This window comes from Pseudazoarcus sp. NS20 (assembly GCF_059703745.1).
Window position 1 is genome coordinate 172,222 of sequence record NZ_BAAKIY010000002.1, and the last position, 23,074, is coordinate 195,295.

General features: G+C 62.2%; 22 protein-coding genes. 6 read left to right on the forward strand and 16 right to left on the reverse strand.

Annotation, left to right across the window (positions count from 1 at the left end; all coding sequences use genetic code 11):
* From AC6H0W_RS06530 to AC6H0W_RS06540, 3 genes are read left to right on the forward strand one after another with little or no spacing between them, the layout of a single operon-like run.
* Positions 1-1,368: a S41 family peptidase gene (locus AC6H0W_RS06530; protein ID WP_497576352.1), complete on the forward strand. Its 1,368-nt coding sequence runs from the start codon at positions 1-3 to the stop codon at positions 1,366-1,368.
* A 21-nt stretch (positions 1,369-1,389) separates the two neighbouring features.
* Entirely contained in the window at positions 1,390-1,839 is a 450-nt protein-coding gene (locus tag AC6H0W_RS06535) for a hypothetical protein (protein ID WP_497576353.1), read from the forward strand.
* Between the two features lie 53 nt (positions 1,840-1,892).
* Positions 1,893-2,651 carry a HesA/MoeB/ThiF family protein gene (locus tag AC6H0W_RS06540; RefSeq protein ID WP_497576354.1) on the forward strand — a complete coding sequence of 253 codons (759 nt, stop codon included), beginning with the start codon at positions 1,893-1,895 and terminating at the stop codon, positions 2,649-2,651.
* 4 nt (positions 2,652-2,655) lie between these two features.
* Here AC6H0W_RS06540 and AC6H0W_RS06545 read toward each other — a convergent pair whose 3' ends face one another.
* Together AC6H0W_RS06545 and AC6H0W_RS06550 are read right to left on the reverse strand one after the other, a co-directional pair.
* Positions 2,656-3,897, reverse strand: a complete 1,242-nt coding sequence (locus tag AC6H0W_RS06545) for a pyridoxal-dependent decarboxylase, exosortase A system-associated (RefSeq protein WP_497576355.1) — start codon at positions 3,895-3,897, stop codon at positions 2,656-2,658.
* Positions 3,897-5,489 carry an acyl-CoA ligase (AMP-forming), exosortase A system-associated gene (locus tag AC6H0W_RS06550; RefSeq protein WP_497576356.1) on the reverse strand — a complete coding sequence of 531 codons (1,593 nt, stop codon included), beginning with the start codon at positions 5,487-5,489 and terminating at the stop codon, positions 3,897-3,899. Before AC6H0W_RS06550 ends, AC6H0W_RS06545 begins: the two co-directional genes overlap by 1 nt.
* Before the next feature lie 125 nt (positions 5,490-5,614).
* On the opposite strand from AC6H0W_RS06550, the gene AC6H0W_RS06555 reads away from it, so the two are divergent.
* Positions 5,615-5,863 carry a phosphopantetheine-binding protein gene (locus AC6H0W_RS06555; protein ID WP_497576357.1) on the forward strand — a complete coding sequence of 83 codons (249 nt, stop codon included), beginning with the start codon at positions 5,615-5,617 and terminating at the stop codon, positions 5,861-5,863.
* Between the two features lie 9 nt (positions 5,864-5,872).
* Here AC6H0W_RS06555 and AC6H0W_RS06560 read toward each other — a convergent pair whose 3' ends face one another.
* Together AC6H0W_RS06560 and cysQ are read right to left on the reverse strand one after the other, a co-directional pair.
* On the reverse strand, positions 5,873-6,427 hold the full coding sequence (locus AC6H0W_RS06560) for an SLC13 family permease (protein WP_497576358.1): 555 nt from the start codon (positions 6,425-6,427) through the stop codon (positions 5,873-5,875).
* 437 nt (positions 6,428-6,864) lie between these two features.
* Positions 6,865-7,638, reverse strand: coding sequence for a 3'(2'),5'-bisphosphate nucleotidase CysQ (gene cysQ, locus AC6H0W_RS06565; RefSeq protein WP_497576760.1), 774 nt, complete (start codon positions 7,636-7,638; stop codon positions 6,865-6,867).
* 101 nt (positions 7,639-7,739) lie between these two features.
* Between cysQ and cysD the strand changes: the two genes are divergently transcribed.
* Positions 7,740-8,639, forward strand: coding sequence for a sulfate adenylyltransferase subunit CysD (cysD, locus tag AC6H0W_RS06570; RefSeq protein ID WP_497576359.1), 900 nt, complete (start codon positions 7,740-7,742; stop codon positions 8,637-8,639).
* Between the two features lie 78 nt (positions 8,640-8,717).
* Complete coding sequence (gene cysN, locus AC6H0W_RS06575) at positions 8,718-10,625, forward strand: sulfate adenylyltransferase subunit CysN (RefSeq protein WP_497576360.1); 1,908 nt, start codon at positions 8,718-8,720, stop codon at positions 10,623-10,625.
* A 21-nt stretch (positions 10,626-10,646) separates the two neighbouring features.
* Here the strand turns inward: cysN and argB are convergent, their stop codons facing one another.
* The 12 genes from argB to AC6H0W_RS06635 all read right to left on the reverse strand — a co-directional run bounded on the left by argB (position 10,647) and on the right by AC6H0W_RS06635 (position 22,975).
* Positions 10,647-11,546, reverse strand: coding sequence for an acetylglutamate kinase (gene argB, locus AC6H0W_RS06580; protein WP_497576361.1), 900 nt, complete (start codon positions 11,544-11,546; stop codon positions 10,647-10,649).
* A gap of 84 nt (positions 11,547-11,630) precedes the next feature.
* Complete coding sequence (nudB, locus tag AC6H0W_RS06585; protein ID WP_497576362.1) at positions 11,631-12,098, reverse strand: dihydroneopterin triphosphate diphosphatase; 468 nt, start codon at positions 12,096-12,098, stop codon at positions 11,631-11,633.
* Positions 12,095-12,511 carry a barstar family protein gene (locus AC6H0W_RS06590; RefSeq protein ID WP_497576363.1) on the reverse strand — a complete coding sequence of 139 codons (417 nt, stop codon included), beginning with the start codon at positions 12,509-12,511 and terminating at the stop codon, positions 12,095-12,097. The genes nudB and AC6H0W_RS06590 overlap by 4 nt, the downstream gene beginning before the upstream one ends.
* Positions 12,508-12,861 carry a guanyl-specific ribonuclease gene (locus tag AC6H0W_RS06595; protein ID WP_497576364.1) on the reverse strand — a complete coding sequence of 118 codons (354 nt, stop codon included), beginning with the start codon at positions 12,859-12,861 and terminating at the stop codon, positions 12,508-12,510. Before AC6H0W_RS06595 ends, AC6H0W_RS06590 begins: the two co-directional genes overlap by 4 nt.
* Positions 12,861-14,519, reverse strand: a complete 1,659-nt coding sequence (locus AC6H0W_RS06600) for a response regulator (protein ID WP_497576365.1) — start codon at positions 14,517-14,519, stop codon at positions 12,861-12,863. The genes AC6H0W_RS06595 and AC6H0W_RS06600 overlap by 1 nt, the downstream gene beginning before the upstream one ends.
* Positions 14,520-14,620: 101 nt before the next feature.
* The gene (aspS, locus tag AC6H0W_RS06605; RefSeq protein ID WP_497576366.1) at positions 14,621-16,420 is read right to left on the reverse strand and encodes an aspartate--tRNA ligase; all 1,800 of its coding nucleotides are present in this window, start codon (positions 16,418-16,420) and stop codon (positions 14,621-14,623) included.
* Positions 16,421-16,486: 66 nt separating this feature from the next.
* A complete protein-coding gene (locus tag AC6H0W_RS06610; protein ID WP_497576367.1) occupies positions 16,487-16,750 on the reverse strand; it encodes an FmdB family zinc ribbon protein in 264 nt (87 codons plus the stop codon).
* Between the two features lie 72 nt (positions 16,751-16,822).
* A complete protein-coding gene (locus tag AC6H0W_RS06615; RefSeq protein WP_497576368.1) occupies positions 16,823-17,677 on the reverse strand; it encodes a prepilin peptidase in 855 nt (284 codons plus the stop codon).
* A 55-nt stretch (positions 17,678-17,732) separates the two neighbouring features.
* Positions 17,733-18,968 carry a type II secretion system F family protein gene (locus tag AC6H0W_RS06620; protein WP_497576369.1) on the reverse strand — a complete coding sequence of 412 codons (1,236 nt, stop codon included), beginning with the start codon at positions 18,966-18,968 and terminating at the stop codon, positions 17,733-17,735.
* A 16-nt stretch (positions 18,969-18,984) separates the two neighbouring features.
* The gene (gene pilB, locus AC6H0W_RS06625) at positions 18,985-20,703 is read right to left on the reverse strand and encodes a type IV-A pilus assembly ATPase PilB (protein WP_497576370.1); all 1,719 of its coding nucleotides are present in this window, start codon (positions 20,701-20,703) and stop codon (positions 18,985-18,987) included.
* Positions 20,704-20,794: 91 nt separating this feature from the next.
* Entirely contained in the window at positions 20,795-22,087 is a 1,293-nt protein-coding gene (locus AC6H0W_RS06630) for an HlyC/CorC family transporter (RefSeq protein ID WP_497576371.1), read from the reverse strand.
* Positions 22,088-22,156: 69 nt separating this feature from the next.
* Positions 22,157-22,975, reverse strand: a complete 819-nt coding sequence (locus AC6H0W_RS06635) for a cytochrome C assembly family protein (RefSeq protein ID WP_497576372.1) — start codon at positions 22,973-22,975, stop codon at positions 22,157-22,159.
* Positions 22,976-23,074: the final 99 nt, after the last annotated feature.

A 23,074-nucleotide genomic window follows, 5' to 3' on the forward strand; every position in this document is an offset into this window, starting at 1 on the left:
ATGCGCAGCAAGCTGCAGAAACTGGGACTGATCTTTACCGGCGTAGTGGCTGGTGTTCTCATCAGCCTGAATTTTTCCGCCGTGGCCGATCGGACCGCGCCGACACCCCTGCCGGTGGAGGAATTGCGCGCTTTCGCGGACGTCTTCAATGCCATCAAGCAGGGCTATGTCGAGCCCGTGGAAGACAAGACCCTGATCAACCATGCCATCAGCGGCATGTTGAGCAATCTCGATCCGCATTCCGCGTACCTTGATTCGGAGGCCTTCAAGGAGTTGCGTGAAGGCACTCAGGGTGAGTTCGGTGGCCTGGGCATCGAGGTCGGCATGGAAGACGGCTTCGTCAAGGTTGTGTCGCCGATCGAGGATACGCCAGCTTTTCGCGCAGGCATCCAGGCGGGCGACCTGATCGTGAAGCTCGATGACACGCCGGTTAAAGGCATGAGCCTCAATGATGCGGTCAAGCGGATGCGCGGCAAGCCCAACACCAGCATCACACTGACCATCATGCGTCAGGAGGAACCTGCACCGATTGTGGTTCGCATCACGCGCGAGATCATCCGTGTGCAGAGTGTGCGCTCGAAGGTGTTGGAGCCCGGTTTCGGCTATCTGCGTGTGGCGCAGTTCCAGGAGAACACCGCCGAGTCGGTGGTCGATCACCTCAATCGAGTCGCTGCCGAAGGGCCGTTGAAAGGTCTGGTGCTTGATCTGCGTAACGATCCGGGCGGCTTGCTGCATGGTGCGATCGGCGTGTCGGCCGCGTTCCTGCCGCGTGACACGCTGGTGGTTTCGACCGATGGTCGTGCTCCGGACGCTCACCGCGAGTACTTCGCGACGCCGGAGGATTATCTGCGCGGCCGTCGTGATGATTTCATCCGCAAGTTGCCGGCGTTTGCACGCGATGTCCCGATGGTCGTGCTGGTGAATGCCGGCTCCGCTTCCGCCAGTGAAATCGTGGCCGGCGCGCTGCAGGATCATGGCCGCGCCACCGTGGTGGGGACGCAGACCTTCGGCAAGGGCTCCGTGCAGACCATTCTGCCGCTGAACAGCCAGTCGGCCATCAAGTTGACCACGGCGCGTTACTACACGCCGAAGGGTCGCTCGATTCAGGCCAAGGGCATCGTGCCGGACATCGTCATCGAGGAGTCCGAGAACGGCTCGTCCGCGCGCCGTGTGCGTGAAGCCGATCTGGTAGGTCACCTGATCGGTATCGACGAGAAGCCCCTCGCTCCGGGTGAGGAGATTCCGGGCGTGACCGGGCCTGAAGATACGCCTACGCCGCGTTTCGAGATGGGTGGGGCGGATGACTATCAGCTGGCTCAGGCCATCAAGCTTCTCAAGGGTGAATCGATCGTCCAGAATAAGGACTGATCCAACGCAAGGACGAGCGCTATGCGACGGGAAACGGCATACAAGCTGGCGGGCAGAAAGCACGATCACCCGTCGCCCGGCGCAGGCCTCGTCAAAGAGCGGCAACTGACGTTTGCGAGCTCGCCGGCCGGTCAGGTCGAGCGGGCTCGCAGTGCGCTTGAGGTGCTCAAAGGGGTCAATGTATCGGCTGGCCCGACGGGCTTATCCCTGTGTATCCGTTACTCAATCCTCGACTACTCTCTCGAATTGCTGGAGGATGCATTGCGCGAGGCGGGTTACCACCTCGACAACGGCCTCTACAGCAAGCTCGTGCGCGCCATCGTATATTTCTGTGAAGAGACCCAGCGACACAATCTGCTGTCGCCCGAGCGCCTCATCAAGAAATCGAACGAGGTGTACATCAAGGTCTACGATCAACATCCGCATGGCGATCACGACGATACGCCGGTTGAACTGCGCGACTACAAGTAGTCTTTTCCTGCCGTTTCCAGCGAGCGGCGTCTGCATTTCCCTCATTCCAGATCATGAACGACGACCAGCTTCTGCGTTACAGCCGCCATATTCTTTTGCCGGAAATCGGCGTCGAAGGGCAGGAGGCCCTGCTCAATGCACGCGTTTTGGTGTTGGGTGCGGGCGGTCTGGGGTCGCCAGCGGCGATGTATCTGGCCAGCGCCGGAGTGGGCGCCATTGCCTTGGCCGACGATGACACGGTGGACCTCACCAACCTGCAGCGTCAGATTCTGCACACCGCGGACAGTGTGGGGGAACTCAAGGTGTCGTCCGGAGAGCGCAGTCTGCATCGCATCAACCCCGAGACTCGCATCGAGACGCTGGCAATGCGCCTTGAGGGCAGTGCCCTGGACGAGCAGGTGGCGATGTCGGACGTCGTGCTCGACTGCTCGGACAACTTCAGCACACGCCATGCGGTGAATCGTGCCTGTGTGCGGCATGGGGTACCGTTGGTGTCAGGCGCGGCGATCCGTTTCGACGGGCAGATTTCAGTGTTCGATCTGCGAGGAGATGGGCCCTGCTATCACTGCCTGTTCCCGGAGGGCGAGGATGTCGAGGAAGTGCGCTGCGCCGTCATGGGGGTTTTTGCCCCGCTGACCGGTATCGTCGGTACGACTCAGGCGGCCGAGGCGCTCAAGCTGCTCATCGGTTGCGGTACGTCGCTGTCGGGCCGTTTGCTTTTGCTGGATGCGCTGCGCATGGAATGGCGCAGCATAGGCGTGGTGCGCGACCCTGATTGTGCCGTCTGCGCGGCTACGCATGTGACGGCTTGAATCTTCAAACCAACAGTTCGCGCGGGAGGGGGTGGCCGAGGAAAGCCTGCGGGCTCGCACTCGCTCCGTAGGCGCCAGACTGGAATACCACCACAAAGTCGCCCGGGGCTGCTTCGGCAAGCGGCATGCGGTCAGCCAGCAAGTCGAGCGGCGTGCACAACGGGCCGACGACGTTCACCGGCTCTGAAGCTTCGGCATTCATGCGGTTGCCGATGGCGACCGGAAAGTTTTTGCGCAGCACCTGCCCGAAATTGCCCGATGCCGCGAGATGGTGATTCAGGCCGCCGTCGCAGATCAGGAAGGCTTGGCCGCGCGAAATCTTGCGATCCACCACGCGGCACACATAGATACCGGCTTCACCTACCAGATAGCGGCCGAGCTCCAGTGCGAGGCGGGCACCGGGCATGCGTGTCGTGGCCTCATCCACGAGTTGCGCAAGATTGTCGCCCACGGGCGCGAGGTCCAGGCGCGTGTCGCCGGGGAAGTAGGGGATGCCGAAACCGCCGCCAAGGTTGAGGATGCGCGGTGTCACCGGCGCATATTCAGCCAAGCGCAACGCCAACTCGAAGCTCAGTCGCTGGGCTTCGACGATGGCTTCGGCGCGCAGGTTCTGAGAGCCTGCGAAGATGTGGAAGCCTTCGAAAGCCAGCCCCAGCGAGCGGACTTCTTTCAGCAGGCCGGGCACCTCTTCAGCATCGACGCCGAATTGTTTCGATCCCCCTCCCATGCGCATGCCCGAACTTTTCAACTCGAAGTCAGGATTTACGCGCACGGCCACCCGAGCCGGCCAGCTGGTGCGAGAGGCGATTTCAGCCAGTGTGCGCACCTCGCGCACCGATTCGACGTTCAGGAGCGCGCCAGCAGCGACGGCTTGAGCAAGTTCTTCCTGAGATTTTCCGGGGCCTGCGAAGCTGATGTTTTCAGACCGGCAGCCTGCATTCAGTGCCACCGCCAGCTCGCCGGCCGATGCCACGTCGAGCCCGTCCAGTTGGGGTGCGAGGTGTTGCACCAAGGCAGGCATGGGGTTGGCCTTGATGGCGTAGTGCAGTTCCACTGCGGTCGGTAGCGCGGTGCGCAGTTCGGCCACACGGCGAGTGAGCAACTCGCGATCGTAGGCAAAAAAGGGCGTTCCACCTGCTCGGGCCGCGAGGCGTGACAGGGTTACGCCGCCGACCAGAAGCTCGCCTTCCGCGCTGGTGAATTGGTCCATCGGGGCGTGCATGGGTGCAGGCCTTGCTTCGTTCATCAGGATTCCTCTCCGGCCGCGGCAGCCAGGGCCTTGCGGTCGATCTTGCCGTTTGGGTTGCGTGGCAGCGGCCCGCTGCGCACTTCGACGCGCGCGGGCACCATGTACGCGGGCATGCGTGTGCGACATTCGGCCAGCAGCGCGTCGCAGTCGACGCTTTGATCGCCTGCCGGCGTCACCACTGCCTGAATGATCTGGCCAAGCTTTGCGTCGGGGATGCCGAAGGTGACGCATTCGCCGACCATGCGGGTGGCGTACAGAACTTCCTCGATTTCCGTTGGGCTGACGCGGTAGCCAGAAGTCTTGATCATCTCATCGCGCCGGCCGATGAAATAGAAATAGCCCTCTTCGTCGCGGCGCACGGTGTCCCCGGAGAACACGGCGATCTCCGGCAACACCAGCCCGTTGCAGCGGCAACTGATATGAGGCGGGAGAGGGCGGAAGCGCTCGGCCGTCTTCTCTCGGTCGTTCCAGTAACCCAGTGCGACCAGCGGCCCTCGTTGCACGAGTTCGCCGGGCTCGTGCGGAGCGCACTCGGAGCCGTCCTCGCGTAGCACCAACACTTCGGCGTTGGGGATGGCTTTGCCGATGGAGCTTGGGCGAACGTCGATCTGATCAGGCGGAAGGTAGGTGGCGCGGAAGGCTTCGGTCAGCCCGTACATCAGATACGGGCGGCTGCGCGGGAGCTTGCCGCGCAAGGTTTGCAATGTGTCGAGGGGCATGCGCCCTCCGGTTGTGGCGAAGTAGCGCAAATGCTCGTCCGTGCCTTCCGGCCAGTCGAGCTGCGCCAGCTGTATCCACAACGGGGGGACGGCAGTAAGGCCGGTGATGCGCTCACGTTTGACGACGTTGAGCACGTCGCGCGGCATCAGGTAGTTGAGGAGCACCACGCGAGCGCCCACGTGAAAAGCAGTGGTCAGCTGGGAAAAGCCTGCATCGAAGGACAGCGGAAGCGCGGCTAGCAGCACATCGTCGGGCTGGTTGTCGAGATACTGCGCCACGCTCTGTGCGCCAGCGACCATGTTGCGGTGTGACAGCACCACGCCTTTGGGGCGACCTGTGCTGCCCGACGTGTAGAGAATGGCCGCCATGTCGCTGTCGATCACTCGGCTGCCTTCACGCCTTGGGGCGTCGAGCAGCTCTTGCCAGCGGTGGGTGCTTACGCCCTCGAAGCGAGGGAGCTCATCCAGGGTGCCCGTTACCACGACCTGACGCAGATCGTGGCATGAGGCCAGTGTGGCTTCGAGCAGTGGCAGGCGCTCGACGCTGGTGATGAGCATGCGCACGTTGCAGTCGCGCAGGATGTAGCCGATCTGCTCAGGCTTGAGCAGGGGGTTGATCGGCACGAAGGTGCCCCCCGCCGCTGCGGCACCGAAGGCGGCGGTGACGAACTCCGAGCGCTTGTCGAGGTAGATCGCCACGCGCTCGCCGCGGGCCAGGCCGAACGCGGCCAAGCCGCCCGCTACGCGCTCGCATAGCGTGGCCACTTCGGCGTAGCACTGCGTGTGCTGGCCGACGGTGAGGGCTGGCGTGTCGCCGCCTCGCATGGCGGCGCCGAGTACCAGTTCGTGCAGCAAGGTCGTGCTGTTCATCCGGGTCCGTGAGGCTTGATCGTGGCGCGGTGCCGGCCGCGCGCGAACTTGCAAGTATAATGCGCGATTGGCCGCCGCCAGTGCAGTAGCTCGGGCGATCCGGCAATGAGCAAGAGGTCGAATACTTGAACACCCTGCAAAACGTGTTGCAACTGCTTGACGAAGTGCTGGCGCTGGACGGCCGGGGCTTGCGTTTTACGGCGGATACGCCGCTGCTCGGCAGCGTGCCGGAGCTTGATTCGATGGCGGTGCTGGCCGTGATCCAGGAAATCGAAATCCGTTTCGGCATCGAGGTGCCCGATGACGAGGTGGACGGCAGTTCGTTTGAAACGGTCGGAACGGTCGTCGAATTCGTCGATCGCCTGTCGCGCTGAGCCTGCGCCTCAGCCGGCAAACGGAAACACACGCGGTACCAGCAGCAAGACCCCCGCCGAATACAGCAGGCTGATCGGCAAGCCCGCCTTCCAGAAGTCCGTCATTCGATAACGTCCCGGCGAATACACCATGAGATGCGTCTGATATCCGGAAGGCATCAGGAAGCATGCGCTCGCGCCAAACGCTACCACCTTCACGAAGGGCATCGTGTCAACGCCGAAGGCCTGAGCGGTGGATAACCCGATCGGAAACGCCTGCGCGGCTGCGGCGTTGTTCGTCACCAGTTCGGTCAGGGCCTGCGTGATCAAATAGATGCCCACCAGCGCGCCCCACGCACCGAAGTCGTCGAAGCCGGCCCGCATGGCCTGCGCGATGAGTGCGCCCGCGCCACTGCTTTCGATCGCCCGAGCGATGGCCAGCGCAGAGCCGATGATCATCAGTAGCCCGAACGGGAAGCGCCTGCGTATTTCCGCGAGCTTGGAAAGGCGTGTTGCCAGCAGCCCCAAGAGCAAGATCAGCAGCCTGTCGAACAGTGGCAATACGCTGAATGCCGACAGCGTCAACAGAGCGCGGCCCCGCTACTACACGGAAGTTGCGATCAAGTTTGCGGTGTTGCGTGAAGCCAGCGCCGACGGCCAGCAGTAACGCGCCGACCACTGCCGTGTTGTTCAAGAAGGCCGAGCTCAACGCAGCAAAACCACCCAGACGTCAGGTTGCTATGGCCGGCCGACCATTCGGCAGTGCGTCGGACAGGCGCTGAATCCATAGCGAGCGCTCAAGTACAAGCGGTAAGCACGGCAACAAGATCAGCTTGGCCAGCGCGGGCTTGGTGTAGCTGTTGAGAAATACGGGCTGATCCTAGCAACCGGCCAGATAGTAGGCGCCGGCGAAGCCGATGAGCGGCATGGCTGGCGAAAGTCGGCGCTAGCAAGCAAGCCGATCAGTATGGAGATCGACAGCAGAACAAGATGAGCCCTATCCACCTCCCGCCCCAGCCGCCTCAGTCGGAGAGGCCGCTGGCAATGAAGTGGGGGTTGTCGAAGCCGGGTTTGCCGTAGCTCAATGGATGGCCGTCGACGGTGTGCACGCTCCCACCTGCTGCATTTAACACGGCGTGACCCGCAGCGATGTCCCATTCCATGGTGCGCCCGAGGCGGGGGTACATGTCTGCCTCGCCTGCGGCGACGAGGCACAGCTTCAGTGAAGAGCCTGCATTCTTCAGCTCCGCAATTGGACGACCCTGCAGGAAGGCCGTCAGCGCGGCGGGGTCACCGTGAGAGCGGCTGGCTACGACGGTGAGCCCCGTCGCAGGCGGCCTGCGGACCTTGATCGTGCGTCGGACGCCGCCGTCTTCGACGAAGGCGCCGTTGCCCTTGGCGCCGGCAAACAGGCGATCCAATGCCGGCGCCAGCACCACGCCAAGGGTCGGTTTGCCGTTCTCGATCAAGGCCACGTTCACGGTGAATTCGCCGTTGCGCGAGATGAATTCCTTGGTGCCGTCGAGCGGATCGACAAGCCAGAATAACTGAGCGACTGCCGGAGATTTGCCCGCTGCGACCGCCTCTTCCGCGACCACGGGTACCTGCGGAGTGAGCCTTTCAAGCGCTTCGACGATGACTGCTTCGGCGCGTTCGTCCGCTTCGGTGACAGGCGAAGCATCGTCTTTTCCACGCACAGCGAAGTCGGTCGCGTACACGTCGAGAATCACTTTTCCGGCATCACGGACGACAGGGATCAGGCGTTCGAGAAGCGCTTGGCGCTCAGCGGGGGACATCGGCATCAGTATCCTTTCGAGACATATGGGGCTTCGCAAGTCGCTTAGTGTAGGTGCTCGCCAACAGTCTTCCGCGAATGCTTTTGAAACCGGAATTACTAATGACGCTGACCCATTTGCAACGCCTCGAAGCCGAGAGCATCCACATTCTCCGCGAAGTCGTCGCGGAAGCCGACAACCCGGTGATGCTGTATTCCATCGGGAAAGATAGTGCGGTGATGTTGCACCTCGCAATGAAGGCCTTCTACCCTGCGCCGCCGCCGTTTCCGCTGCTGCACGTCGATACGCGCTGGAAGTTTCGCGACATGTACGCCTTCAGGGACCGGATGGCGCGTGAGAGTGGCATGCAGTTGCTGGTGCACATCAACCCGGACGGCGTCGCGCAAGACATCAACCCCTTCACGCATGGTTCGGCCATCCACACTGACATCATGAAAACGGAAGGGCTCAAGCAAGCGCTCGACCTGCACGGTTTTGATGCGGCCTTCGGTGGCGCGCGGCGCGACGAGGAAAAGAGCCGTGCCAAAGAGCGCATCTTTTCTTTCCGCAGTGCCCAGCATCGCTGGGACCCGAAGAATCAGCGCCCGGAGTTGTGGAAGCTCTACAACGCGCGCAAGCACAAGGGCGAGTCGATGCGCGTGTTCCCGATCTCGAACTGGACGGAACTCGACATCTGGCAGTACATCCACCTCGAGAACATCCCCATCGTGCCGCTGTATTACGCCTCAGAGCGCCCCGTGGTCGAACGTGACGGTGCATTGATCATGGTCGATGACGAGCGCATGCCGTTGCAGCCTGGCGAGAAGCCGGTAATGAAAAAGGTGCGCTTTCGCACACTCGGCTGCTATCCGCTGACCGGTGCCGTCGAATCCGAGGCCGATACGCTGACGGCGATCATTCAGGAGATGCTGCTGACCCGCACTTCGGAACGCCAGGGGCGGGTGATCGACCACGATTCGGCCGGCTCGATGGAGAAAAAGAAACAAGAGGGGTACTTCTGATGACGCTCAAGCTTGATTTTTTTGCCACCCGGGAAGGGGGGGAGAGCCTCATCAAGACACCGCGGGAGGTTTGCTGACATGGCCCACGTTTCAGACCTCATCGCTACCGACATCGATCAATACCTCGAAGCCCATCAGCACAAGAGCCTGCTGCGCTTCATCACTTGCGGCAGCGTGGATGACGGCAAAAGCACGCTCATCGGGCGCCTGCTGTTCGAATCAAAAATGCTGTTCGAAGACCAGCTTGCGGCGGTCGAGGCCGACTCGCGCAAGTGGGGTACGCAAGGCGAGTCCATCGACTTTGCCTTGCTCGTCGATGGGCTCGCTGCCGAGCGGGAGCAGGGCATCACCATCGATGTGGCCTACCGCTTCTTCTCGACGGACAAGCGCAAGTTCATCGTGGCGGATACGCCGGGCCACGAGCAGTACACCCGCAACATGGTCACCGGCGCTTCGACGGCCGACGCGGCGGTGCTGATGGTCGATGCGCGCAAAGGCGTGCTGACTCAGACGCGGCGCCACAGCTATCTGGTGCATCTGCTCGGAATCCGTCACGTGGTCGTGGCCATCAACAAGATGGATCTGGTGGAGTACTCCGAGCAGCGCTTCAATGCCATCGTTGAAGAGTACCGGGCGTTTGCCACGCAACTGGGCATGCATGACGTCAGCTTCATACCGATGTCGGCATTCAAGGGTGACAACATCATCGAGCCTTCCGAGCGCATGCCCTGGTGCGGCGGTACGACCTTGATGGCGTATCTGGAGTCCGTCGAGGTCGATGATGCGCGCGCTCAGCGCGGCGCCTTCCGCATGCCGGTGCAATGGGTGAACCGCCCCGACCTCGATTTCCGCGGCTTTGCCGGCACGATTGCCGGTGGCACCCTGCGTGCCGGTGACCGAGTGCGCGTGCAGCCTTCGGGCAAAGAGAGCACGGTGGTGCGCATCGTCACCCGCGAGGGTGACCTGGATCTCGCGGTGGCCGGGCAGTCGGTCACTCTTACACTGGCCGACGAAATCGACATTTCGCGCGGTGACATGCTGTCCGGCGCGGATGCGCCGGCCGAAGTGGCTGATCAGTTTTCCTGCACGGTGGTGTGGATGTCCGATGAGCCGATGCTGGCAGGACGGCCATATCTGCTCAAGATCGGCACGCGCACGGTGAGTGCAACCGTGACGTCGATCAAGCACCAGATCAACGTCAATACGCTTGATCGCAGTGCGGCGCGCAAGCTTGAACTCAATGGGATTGCCGAGTGCAATCTGGGGCTGGATCGGCCGATCGCCTTCGATGCGTATTCGAGCAACCGCGATACCGGCGGCTTCATCCTGATCGATCGCCTGAGCAATGCGACCGTGGGGGCCGGCATGCTCAATTTTGCGCTGCGTCGGGCTCACAATATCCACATGCAGCATGTCGATGTGGACAAGGCTGCGCGCGCTTCAAGCAAGGGGCAGAAGCCCTGCGTATTGTGGCTGACAGGTTTATCGGGTGCGGGCAAGTCGACCGTCGCCAACCTGCTCGAGAAGCGCCTGCATGCATTGGGCTGCCACACCTATCTGCTCGATGGCGACAACGTGCGTCATGGCCTGAACAAGGACCTTGGTTTCACCGACGCTGACCGCGTAGAGAACATTCGTCGTGTGGCGGAAGTCGCGCGCCTGATGGTCGATGCTGGTTTGATCGTCATCACCGCCTTCATCTCGCCGTTCCGCTCGGAGCGCAGCATGGCGCGTGCGTTGGTGGCCGAAGATGAGTTCGTCGAAGTCTTCGTTGATACGCCGCTTGAAATTGCTGAAGCGCGCGACCCTAAAGGGCTGTACCGCAAGGCGCGAAGCGGCGAGCTGAAGAACTTTACGGGGATCGATTCGCCCTACCAGAAGCCGGAGTCGCCCGAGATACGCCTGGATGCCGCGCACCTCGAACCGGAGGCGGCGGCGGAGCAGATCGTCGAGTGGATGCGCCAGCGAGGCCTGTTACGAGACTGAGCCTCGCGGCGCATCAGGCTTTTACTTGCTCTTGATCATCGTGCCGACGCCGTGGTCGGTGAGGATCTCCAGCAGCAGGCAGTGCTCCACTCGGCCGTCGATGATGTGCACCGACTTCACGCCGCTGCGCGCGGCGTCCAGAGCTGAGCCGATCTTCGGCAGCATGCCTCCGGACAGGGTGCCGTCGTCGACCAGATCGTCGATTTCACGCGGCGTGAGGCCGGTGAGCAGCTTGCCGCTCTGGTCCAGCACGCCCGGCGTGTTGGTCAGCAGCACGAGCTTTTCGGCGTGCAGGATCTCGGCGAGTTTGCCCGCCACGACATCTGCGTTGATGTTGTAGGTTTCGCCGTGTTCGCCGACGCCGATCGGAGCGATGACGGGGATGAAGTCACCCTTGTCGAGAAACGAGATCAGACTCGGGTCGATGCCGGTGATCTGGCCAACCTGGCCGACGTCGATGACATCGCCCGGCGGCGCGTCTTTCTTCTGCATCAACAGCTTTTTGGCGCGGATGAAGCCGGCATCCTTGCCGGTCAGGCCCACGGCCTTGCCGCCGTGCTGGTTGATGAGATTGACGATTTCCTTGTTGACCTGACCGCCGAGCACCATTTCGACCACGTCCATGGTCTCCGCATCGGTGACGCGCATGCCCTGGATGAATTCGCCTTTCTTGCCGACGCGGTTCAGCAGGTTCTCGATCTGCGGGCCACCGCCATGCACCACCACCGGGTTCATGCCGACCAGCTTCAGCAACACCACATCGCGCGCGAAGCAGTCCTTGAGGTGCGGGTCGGTCATTGCATTGCCACCGTATTTGATCACGATGGTCTTGTCGAAGAAGCGCTGGATGTAGGGCAGCGCCTCGGCCAGGATTTCGGCCTTGAGAGCGGGGGAGGGGCGGTTCGGGCTGGTTTCGGTCATGTTCGGCTCGCCTGAAAGTTGCGCAGATTGTAGGGGATAGCACGGGGTGCGTCGAATGGAGGACGCAATCACGTGGCAGGCGGCTCAGCCGGTGCGGCGGGCAAGAGGGCAAACCTCGGGCAGCCTGAGTATTGCGTCGCGGTTCGACCACGAGAACGCCGTCTCGGCGGCTTCGCGCCACGGCAACCATTGCTGCGCGGTATGCTCGCCCGCGGCCAGTGCGACGTCCAGTATGGTGGGGATGCACAGGCTGAATACATGCTCGATGTTGTGGGTGGCGTCCGGCGCATACAGCGGGCGCCATTCGCCGCGGATGCGGAAGCGGTTGGTGTGGTGCCAGTCGTGGAACGCCGATGCTGGGTAGCTCAGCCCGGTCTCCTCGGCAACTTCACGTACTGCGGCGTGTAGTGGAACTTCGCCGGGTTCGAGGCTGCCGGTGACAGACTGCCATTGCCCGGCGGGACGCACGCGTTCGATCAGCAGCACCTCAAGCTCGGGCGTGTGAATTACCACCAGAACCGATACGGGTACCTTGAAGCGTGTCGCGGTCATGCTTCTACCTGTGGTCGCACGATGAAAATCGACATCATGACGCCGCACCTGTGCCAGTCGGTGCACGCCTGATCAAAAATTTCGCGCAGCACGGGCATGGCCTCGGTGTGTACGCTGCAGTCGTCCAGCAGAAAGACATAGCCGCTTTGTGGTGGCAGCCAAGACAGATCACCCAGGCAGTCGGCGAGCGCATCCCAGTTTTGGCCGAACCACGGCGGGAACGCGAGCGCATCCGCAATGCGCGCGAGCAAGATGTGCTTGTCGCGCGCGCCGTCGGCATTGATGACACGGGTGCAGCGCCCTTGTGCGCGGGCCGCTTCCACGATCATGGGCCGCTGCGGGGCATCGATGTCGAACACTCCCGCCTGCAGGACGGAGGGTGCGTCGGGAGAGGTGTCGGTGCGCAAGGTCATGGTTTCGTGGGCATGCGGCGAAAGCTGCGGTAATGGTCTGCCGTGTAGTAAAAAATCTCAGGTGGCTGGCCGCCGCTCACGATGCGACGGGCGCCGCGATTCTGCGCACCGGGCGTCGGCACGGTGTATTCGCGGTAGTGGCCGCGGGGCTTCTCCGGCAACAGGCCTTCGCGGTTGAAGAAGGTGGTGCCGTCCTTGCCATACGGAAACGGGCCGCCTTGCTGAATCAGCTCCAGCGTATGCCAGGCTTCGTCCGGGAAGGCATCCGCTTGCCCGTCGCCTGGGGCGCATGCCCCGAGCAGCAGTGCCAGCGCCGAGAGCAGCGTCAGACGAGTAAGGATCGAGCGCATCACTTGCGCACGGCGGCCGAGCCAGCCGAGTGAGGTGCCTGCGGTTGCATGCCGTACTTGCGCTCAAGGCCAGCCATGAAATTGTTGAGGGCGTCGAGCTTCGGGTTGCCCGGATCGACTTGTCTCGTGCGCGCGAGCAGCGTACGGGCTTCCTCGGCGAAGCGCTCGTTCCAGCCTGCATGTTCGAGATAGCGCAGCAGCGCCAACGAGGCGTTGAAAAGGACGTGCGGGTTGCCCGGCATCTTGCGCACGGCCCCCATCATTTCGGTGACCGCACCATTGTGATCGCCGGCCTGCGCTTTCTGCGCCCCCAGCGCGACGTAACTGCGCACCTCTGCGTGCAGCTTTTCGTCTACCTGTTCAGATAGGTCCTTGCGGCCCTGCTCGGCAAGCAGCTCGCGTGTTTGCATGATGGTGCGTTCGTCAGCCGCGTGGCGAAGGATATCGCTCACGATCTGGCCGCTTTGCTGGTCCAGGCCACTGGCAAGGCAGGCCCGCACGATTTCGTGTTTGATGGAAAGCGAGATATCCCCGGCATCGGACAGTGCCGCTGCGGCCGTTGCCGCGGCAGCGCGAGCCGCTGTGTCGTCACCGCTCTCGCGAAACAGCAAGGCTTTGCCGAGCGCGGCGCAGACCTTGGCGGCGGGCATGCTCCCCATGCTGCGCTCAAGATCCTGCACCGTCGCTGCCGCATCTTTGAGATTGCGCTGCAGGATCTGCACACGAGCCAGCTCAACGTGGTCGGCGGGGTCGCGGAATTCAGAACGTTTGCCTAAGTGAACCAGTTGTTGCAGTGCCTGTTCGGCTTGGCCGTATTCGCCAACCCGCGTCGCCAGCGTGCCGAAATGACGCAGGCGGCTGAGGCGGCGCGGCGAGCGGCGCACGGCCTCGTTCAAGGTTTGGCAAGCTTCCGCGTTTGCCCCACTGTTCTGACGGCACTGGGCCAGCAGGTCGTAGGCCTCAAGATAATGCTCGCTCTCGCTCACCAGTGCTTCGAGCAGCGGTGTGGCTTCGGCATGGCGTGACGTGCTCACCAGAACACGGGCCAGCCCCAAACTGGCCCAGGGAGCACTATTGGTTTCTAGGGTCTGCCGATAAAGCCTGTCTGCGAGGTCGAGCTGATTGCGCTCCAGCGCGAGATTTGCGCGCAAGCGCACGAAGTCGGTGCGCCATGAGGGATGCAGTTGCTCTGCCTGTTCGCAGGCCACCATGGCCTGTTCGGTGCGCCCCTCTTCGAGTAGCTTGAACGTCGGCAAAAAAGCGTCGCGCCGATTTATGGCGCGTTCGATACGCGCTTGCAGGATGCCCGCGGTGAAGGGCTTGAGTATGTAGTCGTCGGGTGAGAATTCGGCCGTGCCTACGACCCGGTCCGTATTGCGCTCACCCGAGATCATGATGAATACAGTGGCGCGCGGAATGATGCGGTGAGTGCGCAGGTCTTCCAGCAGATGCTGGCCGTCCTGTGCGTCGTCCCCCAGATCGTGTTCGCTCAGGATCAGGTCAAAGCGGGCTTCGCGCAGTTTGCGAATGGCTGTGGCGGCGGAGCTCGCGAACTGAACGTCGCGCATGCCGAAATTGTCCAGCGTCGAGCGCAGGTGCGCCCGGGTGCCCTGACTGGCCGCAACGGCCAGGACGGAGAGTTGTTCGAGCTTTGCCATGGGCATGGCGAGGCGCAAGCCCCGCAAGAAAGTGGCTGCCGTGTGAGCAAGCTTACGGCACGCGACGCCTGAACTGAAGTCGCGTGCCGTGTAACAGCAGGTCAGCCCTTGGCGACATCCACTTGCGTTTCGACTTTCTGGCGCAGGCGGATGTGCAGCTCGCGTAGTTGCTTCTCGTCGACATCGCTGGGGGCGTCGGTCAGCAGGCACTGGGCGCGCTGCGTCTTCGGGAAGGCGATGACGTCGCGGATGGATTCGGCACCGCTCATCAGCGTAACGATGCGGTCCAGGCCGAAAGCCAAGCCGCCGTGCGGCGGCGCGCCGTAGCGCAGCGCGTCGAGCAGGAAGCCGAATTTGAGTTGGGCCTCTTCGTCGCCGATGTTTAGCGCACGGAACACCTTGCTCTGCATGTCGGCTCGGTGGATACGCACCGAGCCGCCGCCGATTTCCCAGCCGTTCAGCGCCAGGTCATAGGCCTTGGCCAGGCACGCGCCCGGGTCGCTTTCGAGCAGGTCGACGTGGTCGTCCTTCGGCGCGGTGAAGGGGTGATGGCAAGCCGTCCAGCGCTTGTCTTCGTCGTCGTACTCGAACATCGGAAAGTCGACGACCCACACCGGGCACCAGGCTTCACCGTTGAGGTAGCCCTTCTCGTGACCCAGCTTGACGCGCAGGGCGCCCAGGGCGTCGTTCACCACCTTGGATTTGTCGGCACCGAAGAAGATCAAATCGCCCGATTCGGCGCCAGTGCGCTCGATGATCGTCTTGAGCGCCTGCTCGTGCAGGTTCTTGACGATCGGGGACTGCAGGCCTTGCTCGTTCGGCTGGCTTGCATCGTTGACCTTGATGTAGGCGAGGCCGCGAGCACCATAGATGCCGACGAATTTTGTGTATTCGTCGATCTCGCCGCGCGTGAGCTGCCCGCCGCCAGGCACGCGCAGGGCTGCCACGCGACCGCCGGTGGTGGCCGGGCCGGAGAATACTTTGAAAGCGACGTCGGTAACCGCGTCGGTGACGTCGATCAGTTCGAGCGTGACGCGCAGATCGGGCTTGTCGGAGCCGTAGCGGCGCATTGCCTCGGCGTAGCTCATGCGCGGGAAGGGCGAAGGCAAATCGACCTCCATCGCGTCCTTGAAGACGTAGCGGATGAGCTGCTCGATCAGGCCGGTGATGGCGATCTCGTCCATGAACGAGGTCTCGATATCGACCTGCGTGAACTCCGGTTGGCGGTCGGCGCGCAAGTCTTCATCGCGGAAGCACTTGGTGATCTGGTAATAGCGGTCGAAGCCGGCCACCATCAGCATCTGCTTGAACAGCTGCGGGGATTGGGGCAGCGCGAAGAACTGCCCCGGGTGCACGCGCGAGGGCACGAGGTAGTCACGTGCGCCTTCGGGAGTGCTCTTGGTGAGCATCGGCGTTTCGACATCGATGAAGCCGTTGTCGTCGAGGAAGCGACGGAAGGCGCGTGCCACGCGATAGCGCAGCATCAGGTTGTTCTGCATCTGCGGGCGGCGCAGGTCGACCACGCGGTGCGTCAGGCGTACGTTCTCGGAAAGGTTTTCCTCGTCGAGCTGGAAGGGCGGGGTGACGGCGCTATTGAGCACTTCGATTTCATGGCACAGCACTTCGATTTCGCCCGAGGTGAGTGCGCTGTTCTCAGTGCCGGCCGGGCGACGACGCACTTTGCCCGAAATCTTCAGCACGAACTCGCTACGCACCGATTCGGCCGTGGCGAAGGTTTCGGCACGGTCCGGATCGCACACCACTTGTACCAAGCCTTCGCGGTCGCGCAGATCGATGAAGATCACCCCGCCGTGGTCGCGGCGGCGATGCACCCAGCCGCATAGGGTGACAATCTGATCGAGATCGGCAGCCGTTACCTGGCCGCAGTATTGAGTACGCATGATGTGTTCCGAGAGTTGAATCCGCAGCCTGCCGAAATGGAAGGCTGCGCGGGCAAGGCGCGTGAATCAGTGACAGCCGCAGCCGCCGGTGCTGCAGGCTGAGCCGGTCGCTGCGGCAGACTCAGCGGCGGGTTTTGCAGACGTGCCGCCGCCTTTGAAATCGGTGGCGTACCAGCCATTGCCTTTGAGCTGAAACCCCGCCGCAGAAATCTGCTTGGCGTAGCTTTCCGCGCCGCAGGCGGGGCAAACGGTCAAGGGCGCGTCGCTCATCTTCTGGAGATGTTCCTTGTGGGCGCCGCAGGCAGTGCAACGATATTCGTAGATCGGCATGACAGACTCCGCAATCAAGCTGACGATTTTAACAGATAGCCGAGCGGTGAATGGGGGTGCCGCCGCGTGATTTCAAGTGCTGAGCGTGCCCAGCCAGGCGGCGATGATGTCGCCGCCCCAGAACAGTGCAATCAGGCCGGCAGTGGCAAGGTAGGGCCCAAACGGAATGGGGGTGCTGCGATTGTGTTGCTTCAACACGATCAAGGCGATACCCACGATCGCGCCCACCAGCGACGACAGCAGAATCACCAGAGGCAGGGTTTGCCAGCCCAGCCAGGCGCCAATCGCTGCCAGCAGCTTGAAGTCGCCGTAGCCCATGCCCTCTTTGCCGGTAATCAGTTTGAACAGCCAATACACCGACCACAGTGCCAGGTAGCCGGCCATGGCTCCGATCACGGCATCGGCCAGAGACACGTATGTGCCGGAAAGATTGAACAGCAGCCCAAGCCACAGCAGCGGCAGCGTGATCTGATCGGGAAGGAGGTGGGTGTCGAGATCGATGAAGGTGAGTGCGATCAGTGCCCAGATGAACAGCAGAGCGCCAATCAGCGCCACGCCGGGGCCGAAGTGCAGGGCAGCACCGGCGGCGATGGCGGCCGAGATGCCTTCCACCACCGGGTAGCGCTTGCCGATTGGGGCCGAGCAGTGACCGCAGCGGCCGCGCAGCACAACATAGCTGACGAGCGGAATATTCTCGAGCGCGCCGATGCGATGTCCGCAGTGAGGGCAGCTTGAGCGCGGCGTGGCGAGGTTGTAGCGCTCGACTGGGGCGGTGGTTTCGCCGCGAAGCTCAGCGGCCTGCTCCTGCCATTCGCGCTCCATCATGCGTGGCAGGCGATGGATCACCACATTGAGAAAGCTCCCGACAAACAGGCCGAGCAAGCTTGCGAGGATGGTCCCAGAGAGGGGGTCTTGCAGAATAGTCATCGTGAAAGCTGCCCCCATCCCGGAACGCAATACGTTTCGGGATGGGAGGAAATGGTCAAACGACCCCGCCGAGTTTGAAGATCGGCAGATACATGGCGACCACCAGGCCCCCGATGACGACGCCCAGGAACACCATGATGATGGGCTCCAGCAACTGAGACAGCCCGGCGACGGCGTCATCGACCTCCTGTTCGTAGAAGTCGGCGACTTTGCTCAGCATGCCATCGAGCTCGCCTGACTCTTCGCCGATCGACACCATCTGCACCACCATTACGGGAAACACGTCGACGTTCTGCATTGCCACCGTGAGGCTGGTGCCTGTCGATATTTCCGTTTGGATCTCATTGGTGGCTTGCAGAAACACCTGGTTGCCGGATGCGCCGCCGACCGAATCCAGCGCTTCGACCAGCGGCACGCCGGCAGCGAACATCGTTGACAGAGTGCGTGACCACCGCGCGACGGTTGCTTTGAGCACGATGTCACCGATGATCGGCGTTTTGAGGATCAGGCGATCGAGCAGGTTCTGCATGCGTGGGGATCGCTTATAAAGATAAGCAATCGTGATGACGCTGCCGATCACCACGCCAAAAATCACATACCACCACTGAACAAAGAAATCCGACATCGCCATGACGAGTAACGTCGGCGCGGGAAGATCGGCCCCGAAGCCTTCGAACACGTTCTTGAATTCGGGGATGACGAACAGCATCATCACCGAGATGACCAGCGAAGCGACGACGACGACCGCAGTGGGGTAGAACAGCGCGGACTTGATCTTGCTCTTGATGGCAATGATCTTCTCCTTGTACGTCGCCAGACGCTCAAGGAGGTCGTCGAGGATACCGGCCTGTTCGCCGGCGGCCACGAGGTTGCAGAACAGACGGTCGAAATACACCGGATGTTTCGCGAAGGCATTGGAAAGGTTCGATCCGCTGGCAACATCATTGCGGATGTCGTTCAGCATGCGGGCGAAGGTCGGGTTGGTCGAGCCCTTGATGGCAATGTCGAAGGCCTGCAGCAATGGAACGCCCGAGCGCATCATGGTGGCCAGTTGCCGAGTGAACAGTGCGATGTCCTTGTCGCTGATGCGGCGACCGCGCGACAGCTTCTGTTTGCGGATCTTGGTCACGATCACGCCTTGGCGACGCATCGTTACGTGCACTACGTTCTCGCCGCTGCAACGCAGCTCGCCCCGAATGCGCTTGCCGTTCTTGTCCTTGCCTTCCCAGTGGAAAAGTTCTTCCTTGGCGCGCAGGGCTGCGGGGCGTCGAGCTGTGGTCGTGGTGGCCATGGAAGCAGGTGTCCGTTCAGTCGTTGGTGTTGGCGAGGACTTCTTCGAGCGATGTCACGCCTTGCCGAACTTTCAGCAGGCCCGAGCCACGCAGATCGCGGATGCCTTCGGCGCGAGCTTGTTCGGCGATGTCGATCGAGTTGCCGTTGGTCATGATGATGCGGGCCATTTCGTCGGAGATCGGCATGACCTGATAGATGCCCACTCGCCCCTTGTAGCCTGTTCCGCCGCAGCGTTCACAGCCAGCCGGGCCATACGGTTGCCAGCTTCCGTCCAGGTCTTCGGGGCTGTAACCCGCCTGCAGCAGCGCTTCGGCCGGGATGTCGACGGGTTTCTTGCATGAGCACAAGCGTCGGGCGAGTCGTTGCGCCGTGATCAGGATGACTGAAGAGGCTATGTTGAACGGAGCAACACCCATGTTGCGCAGGCGCTCCAGCGTGGTCGGGGCATCGTTGGTGTGCAGCGTGGAGAGCATCAAGTGGCCCGTCTGGGCAGCCTTGATGGCGATCTCTGCTGTTTCCAGGTCGCGGATTTCACCGACCATGATGATGTCCGGATCCTGACGCAGGAAGGCGCGCAAGGCTGCGGCGAAGGTGAGCCCGGCCTTTTCGTTAACGTTGACCTGGTTGATGCCGGCCAGGTTGATTTCGGCCGGGTCTTCCGCCGTCGAGATGTTGTTGCCTGCCGTGTTCAGGATGTTGAGGCAGGTGTAGAGCGAAACCGTCTTGCCGGAGCCGGTCGGGCCGGTCACGAGGATCATGCCATAGGGGCGCTGGATGGCCTCCATCAGCGCCTCTTTCTGATCGGGGTCGTAGCCGAGTGCGTCGATGCCCAGCATGGCGGATGACGAATCGAGAATACGCATCACGATCTTCTCGCCGTGAATGGTCGGCAGCGAAGACACGCGGAAGTCGATGGATTTGTTCTTCGACAGCACGAGCTTCATGCGGCCATCCTGCGGGACGCGTTTCTCCGAGATGTCCAGGCGCGAGATGATCTTGATGCGTGCAGCGATCTTGTCCTTGAGCACCAGCGGTGGCTGGGCGATCTCGCGCAGGACGCCGTCGGTACGCACGCGGATGCGGTAAGACTTTTCGTAGGGCTCGAAGTGAATGTCCGATGCGCCCTCGTTGATGGCGTCGACCAGAATCTTCTGGATGTAGCGGACGACCGGGGCGTCATCGACCTCCTGATTGGCGTCGTCGGTGGAGGATGATTCGGATGCGCCGGCGCTCTCGAGAAGGTCGATGTCCAGCGCGTCGCCAGTGAGGTCGCGCAGGGTTTGTTCGGTCGACTCGGCGAGCTTCTCGACCAGTTTGGCCAGCTTGGCTGCTTCGGTGACGACCAAGTCTACCTGCATGCCACTCTGGAAACGAATCTCGTCCAGAGCGCGCATGTTGGAGGGGTCGGCAGTGGCGATGACCAGACGGTTCTGGCGCTTGGCCAGCGGGATGACCTGATGCTTCGAAAGCAGCTTGCGATCCACGCCGTCGCGCTGGATCGAATGGGGGTCGAGCGCCGAAATGTCGAGCAGCGGGTAGCCGAAGGTCTCGGCCGCAAAGCGGGCCGTCTCGAGGCCGCTGAGGATATTGCGCTTTTCGAGTTCGAGAATGAATCCGTTGGCGGAGGCATGTCCGGCCTCGGCACAGGCCATGGCATCGGCCTCGGAAACCCGCCCTTGCTGGATCAGGGCACGTGCGAGGCCGCTGAGGGAGGTCTGGGGGTTGGCTGCCATGGGAGCTCGATTCATGTTGACGCCCGATCTTGCCCGCCGCCAAAGAGGTTGTAAAGCTTTGTACGGCTATCCCATTCGGATGTGTGGCGTCTTAGCCATCAGCGTCCGTGTCGGGCGGAGGTGCAGGGCGGTAAATGCGCGCCATGCGCACCATGCGGTCCTCGGCTTGCACGACTTCGATGGCGACGCCGTTGATGCGGAGCGAGAGGTCCGCCTCGGGGATTTCCTGCAGGTGTTCCAGAATCAGGCCGTTAAGTGTCTTGGGGCCGTCCAGCGGCAGTTCGATGTCGAGGCGCCGATTGAGTTCGCGCAGGTTTTGGCTGCCGTCGACCAGGGCCGATCCGTCCTCGTCCCACTCGGCACGGGTCTGCGCTTCGGGCTGGCTGGTGGTGAACTTGCCGATGATCTCTTCGATGATGTCGTCCACTGTGACGAGGCCGAGCAGTTCGCCATACTCGTCCACCACCATTGCCATGCGCTGCCGGTTCTCCTGGAAGAACTGCAACTGGGCGTACACATGCGTGTCGGCCGGAATGAAATAGGGTTTGGCCACCAGCGCGGTAATGTCCTCCGGGCTGAAGTTGGTTTCCAGGGCGCGGGAGGCGACCCGCCGCAGGTGCAGCACACCTACCACCCGCTCATTGTCGCCTTCCAGCACCGGCAGACGCGTGTGATAGCTCGTGGCGATCTGGCTGCGCAGCACCTCTGCCGGCTGACGCATGTCGAGGCATTCGATCATGCCGCGCGGGGTCATCACATCCTCGACCGTGATGTGCTCCAGGTCGAACAGATTGATCAGGATGTCGCGGTTCTTTTGCGGGATGTACTGGCCGGACTCAAGCACCATTGAGCGCAGTTCCTCGACGGACAGGCTGTTGGTGTTCTCGCCTTCTGCAGGCTGCAGGCGCAAAGCCTTTAGCAGGCCGGCGACAAAGAGGTTTACGAACCACACCGCGGGGTAAGAGATCTTCAACAAGAGCGTAAGCGGGTAGCTGACGATCAACGCCAGGCGGTCGGCATGGTGAGCACCAAGGACTTTGGGTGTGATTTCCGCGAAGACAAGGATGAAAAACGTCAGCAGCAAGGTGCCGGTGGCCAGCGCCCAGCTTTCTTCGCCAAACAGGTTGATGGTGATCACGCTGGCCAGCGTCGCAGCGGCGACATTCACCAGGTTGTTGAACAGCAGGATGACGCCCAGCAGGCGGTCCGTCTTGTTGAGTAGATCCACCGCGAGTTGCGCGCCGCGATGTCCTGCGCTGGCGAGCGAGCGCAGACGATAGCGGTTCGACGCCATCATGACCGTTTCGGTCATCGAACACATCGCAGAAAGGACCAAAAGAAAAACGAGCGCCGAGAATTGGGCGCCGAAAGAGAGGTTTTGCACGGGGCAGGAGGCGAAGGAGTGTGGCTGGAGTATTCAGCCGGTGTGCGGGGGTGTCAAGCGAAGCTGCTGTCAGCTGCTGCGGTGCAGCAGTACTTCGAGGACGAAACGACTGCCGACGTAGGCCAGCAGAAGGGCGATGAAGCCGGCCAGCGTCCAGCGCAGCGCCACTCGGCCGCGCCAGCCCCAAACCCGGCGACCGAACAGCAAGGTGCCGAACAGTAGCCAGGAGATGAAGGCAAACAAAGTCTTGTGATCGAAGCGCACGGCTTGACCAAACAGCGCCTCGGAGAACAGCACTCCGGTAAGCAGGGTCAGCGTCAGCAGCACGAATGCAATGGCGATCAAGCGGAACAGCAGGGCTTCCATCGTCATCAGGGGGGGCAGGCTCGCGATGCCGCGGGTGATACGCCCGCTGTGCAGCTGACGCTCGGCAACAGCCATAAGGGCAGCGTGCAGTGCTGCCAGCGTAAACAAGCTGTAGGCCAGCATCGCGATGATGAAGTGTGCGCGAAAAGCGGGTGAGTCGGCATTGGTCAGCACATGCTGAGCAGGCAGGGCCAAGGGAATCAGGCTGGCCACCAAGCCAGCAGGCAGCGCCAGTGTGTGCAGGCCGTGCAGCGAGGTGTAGAAGGTTTCGATCCAGTAGAAGCAGATCGCCAGCCACACCATCATTGAAATGGCCGGGCCGAAGCCGAAGCGCATGCTGCCGTCTGCAAACAGGGCGGCGTGCAATGCCAAGCCGTGTGAGACGAGCGCCAACAGCAGCACGCCACGCTCGGCCGTGGTGATGGTGCGCGGCAGCGCGCTGTCCGGGGAGCCGCGGCGGAACCACAGCGCCAGGGCGCCGTAAAGCGAGGCTGCGAGCAGATGAAGTAGAATGGAAGCCATTTCGGGCCGAGTTTACTCCATGGCGCAGGTAGCTGGCGGACTTTGGCAGCAGTGCCGAGTCCTGCGGTTTGAGCCGTGCCGTGACCACTCTTTCTTTCG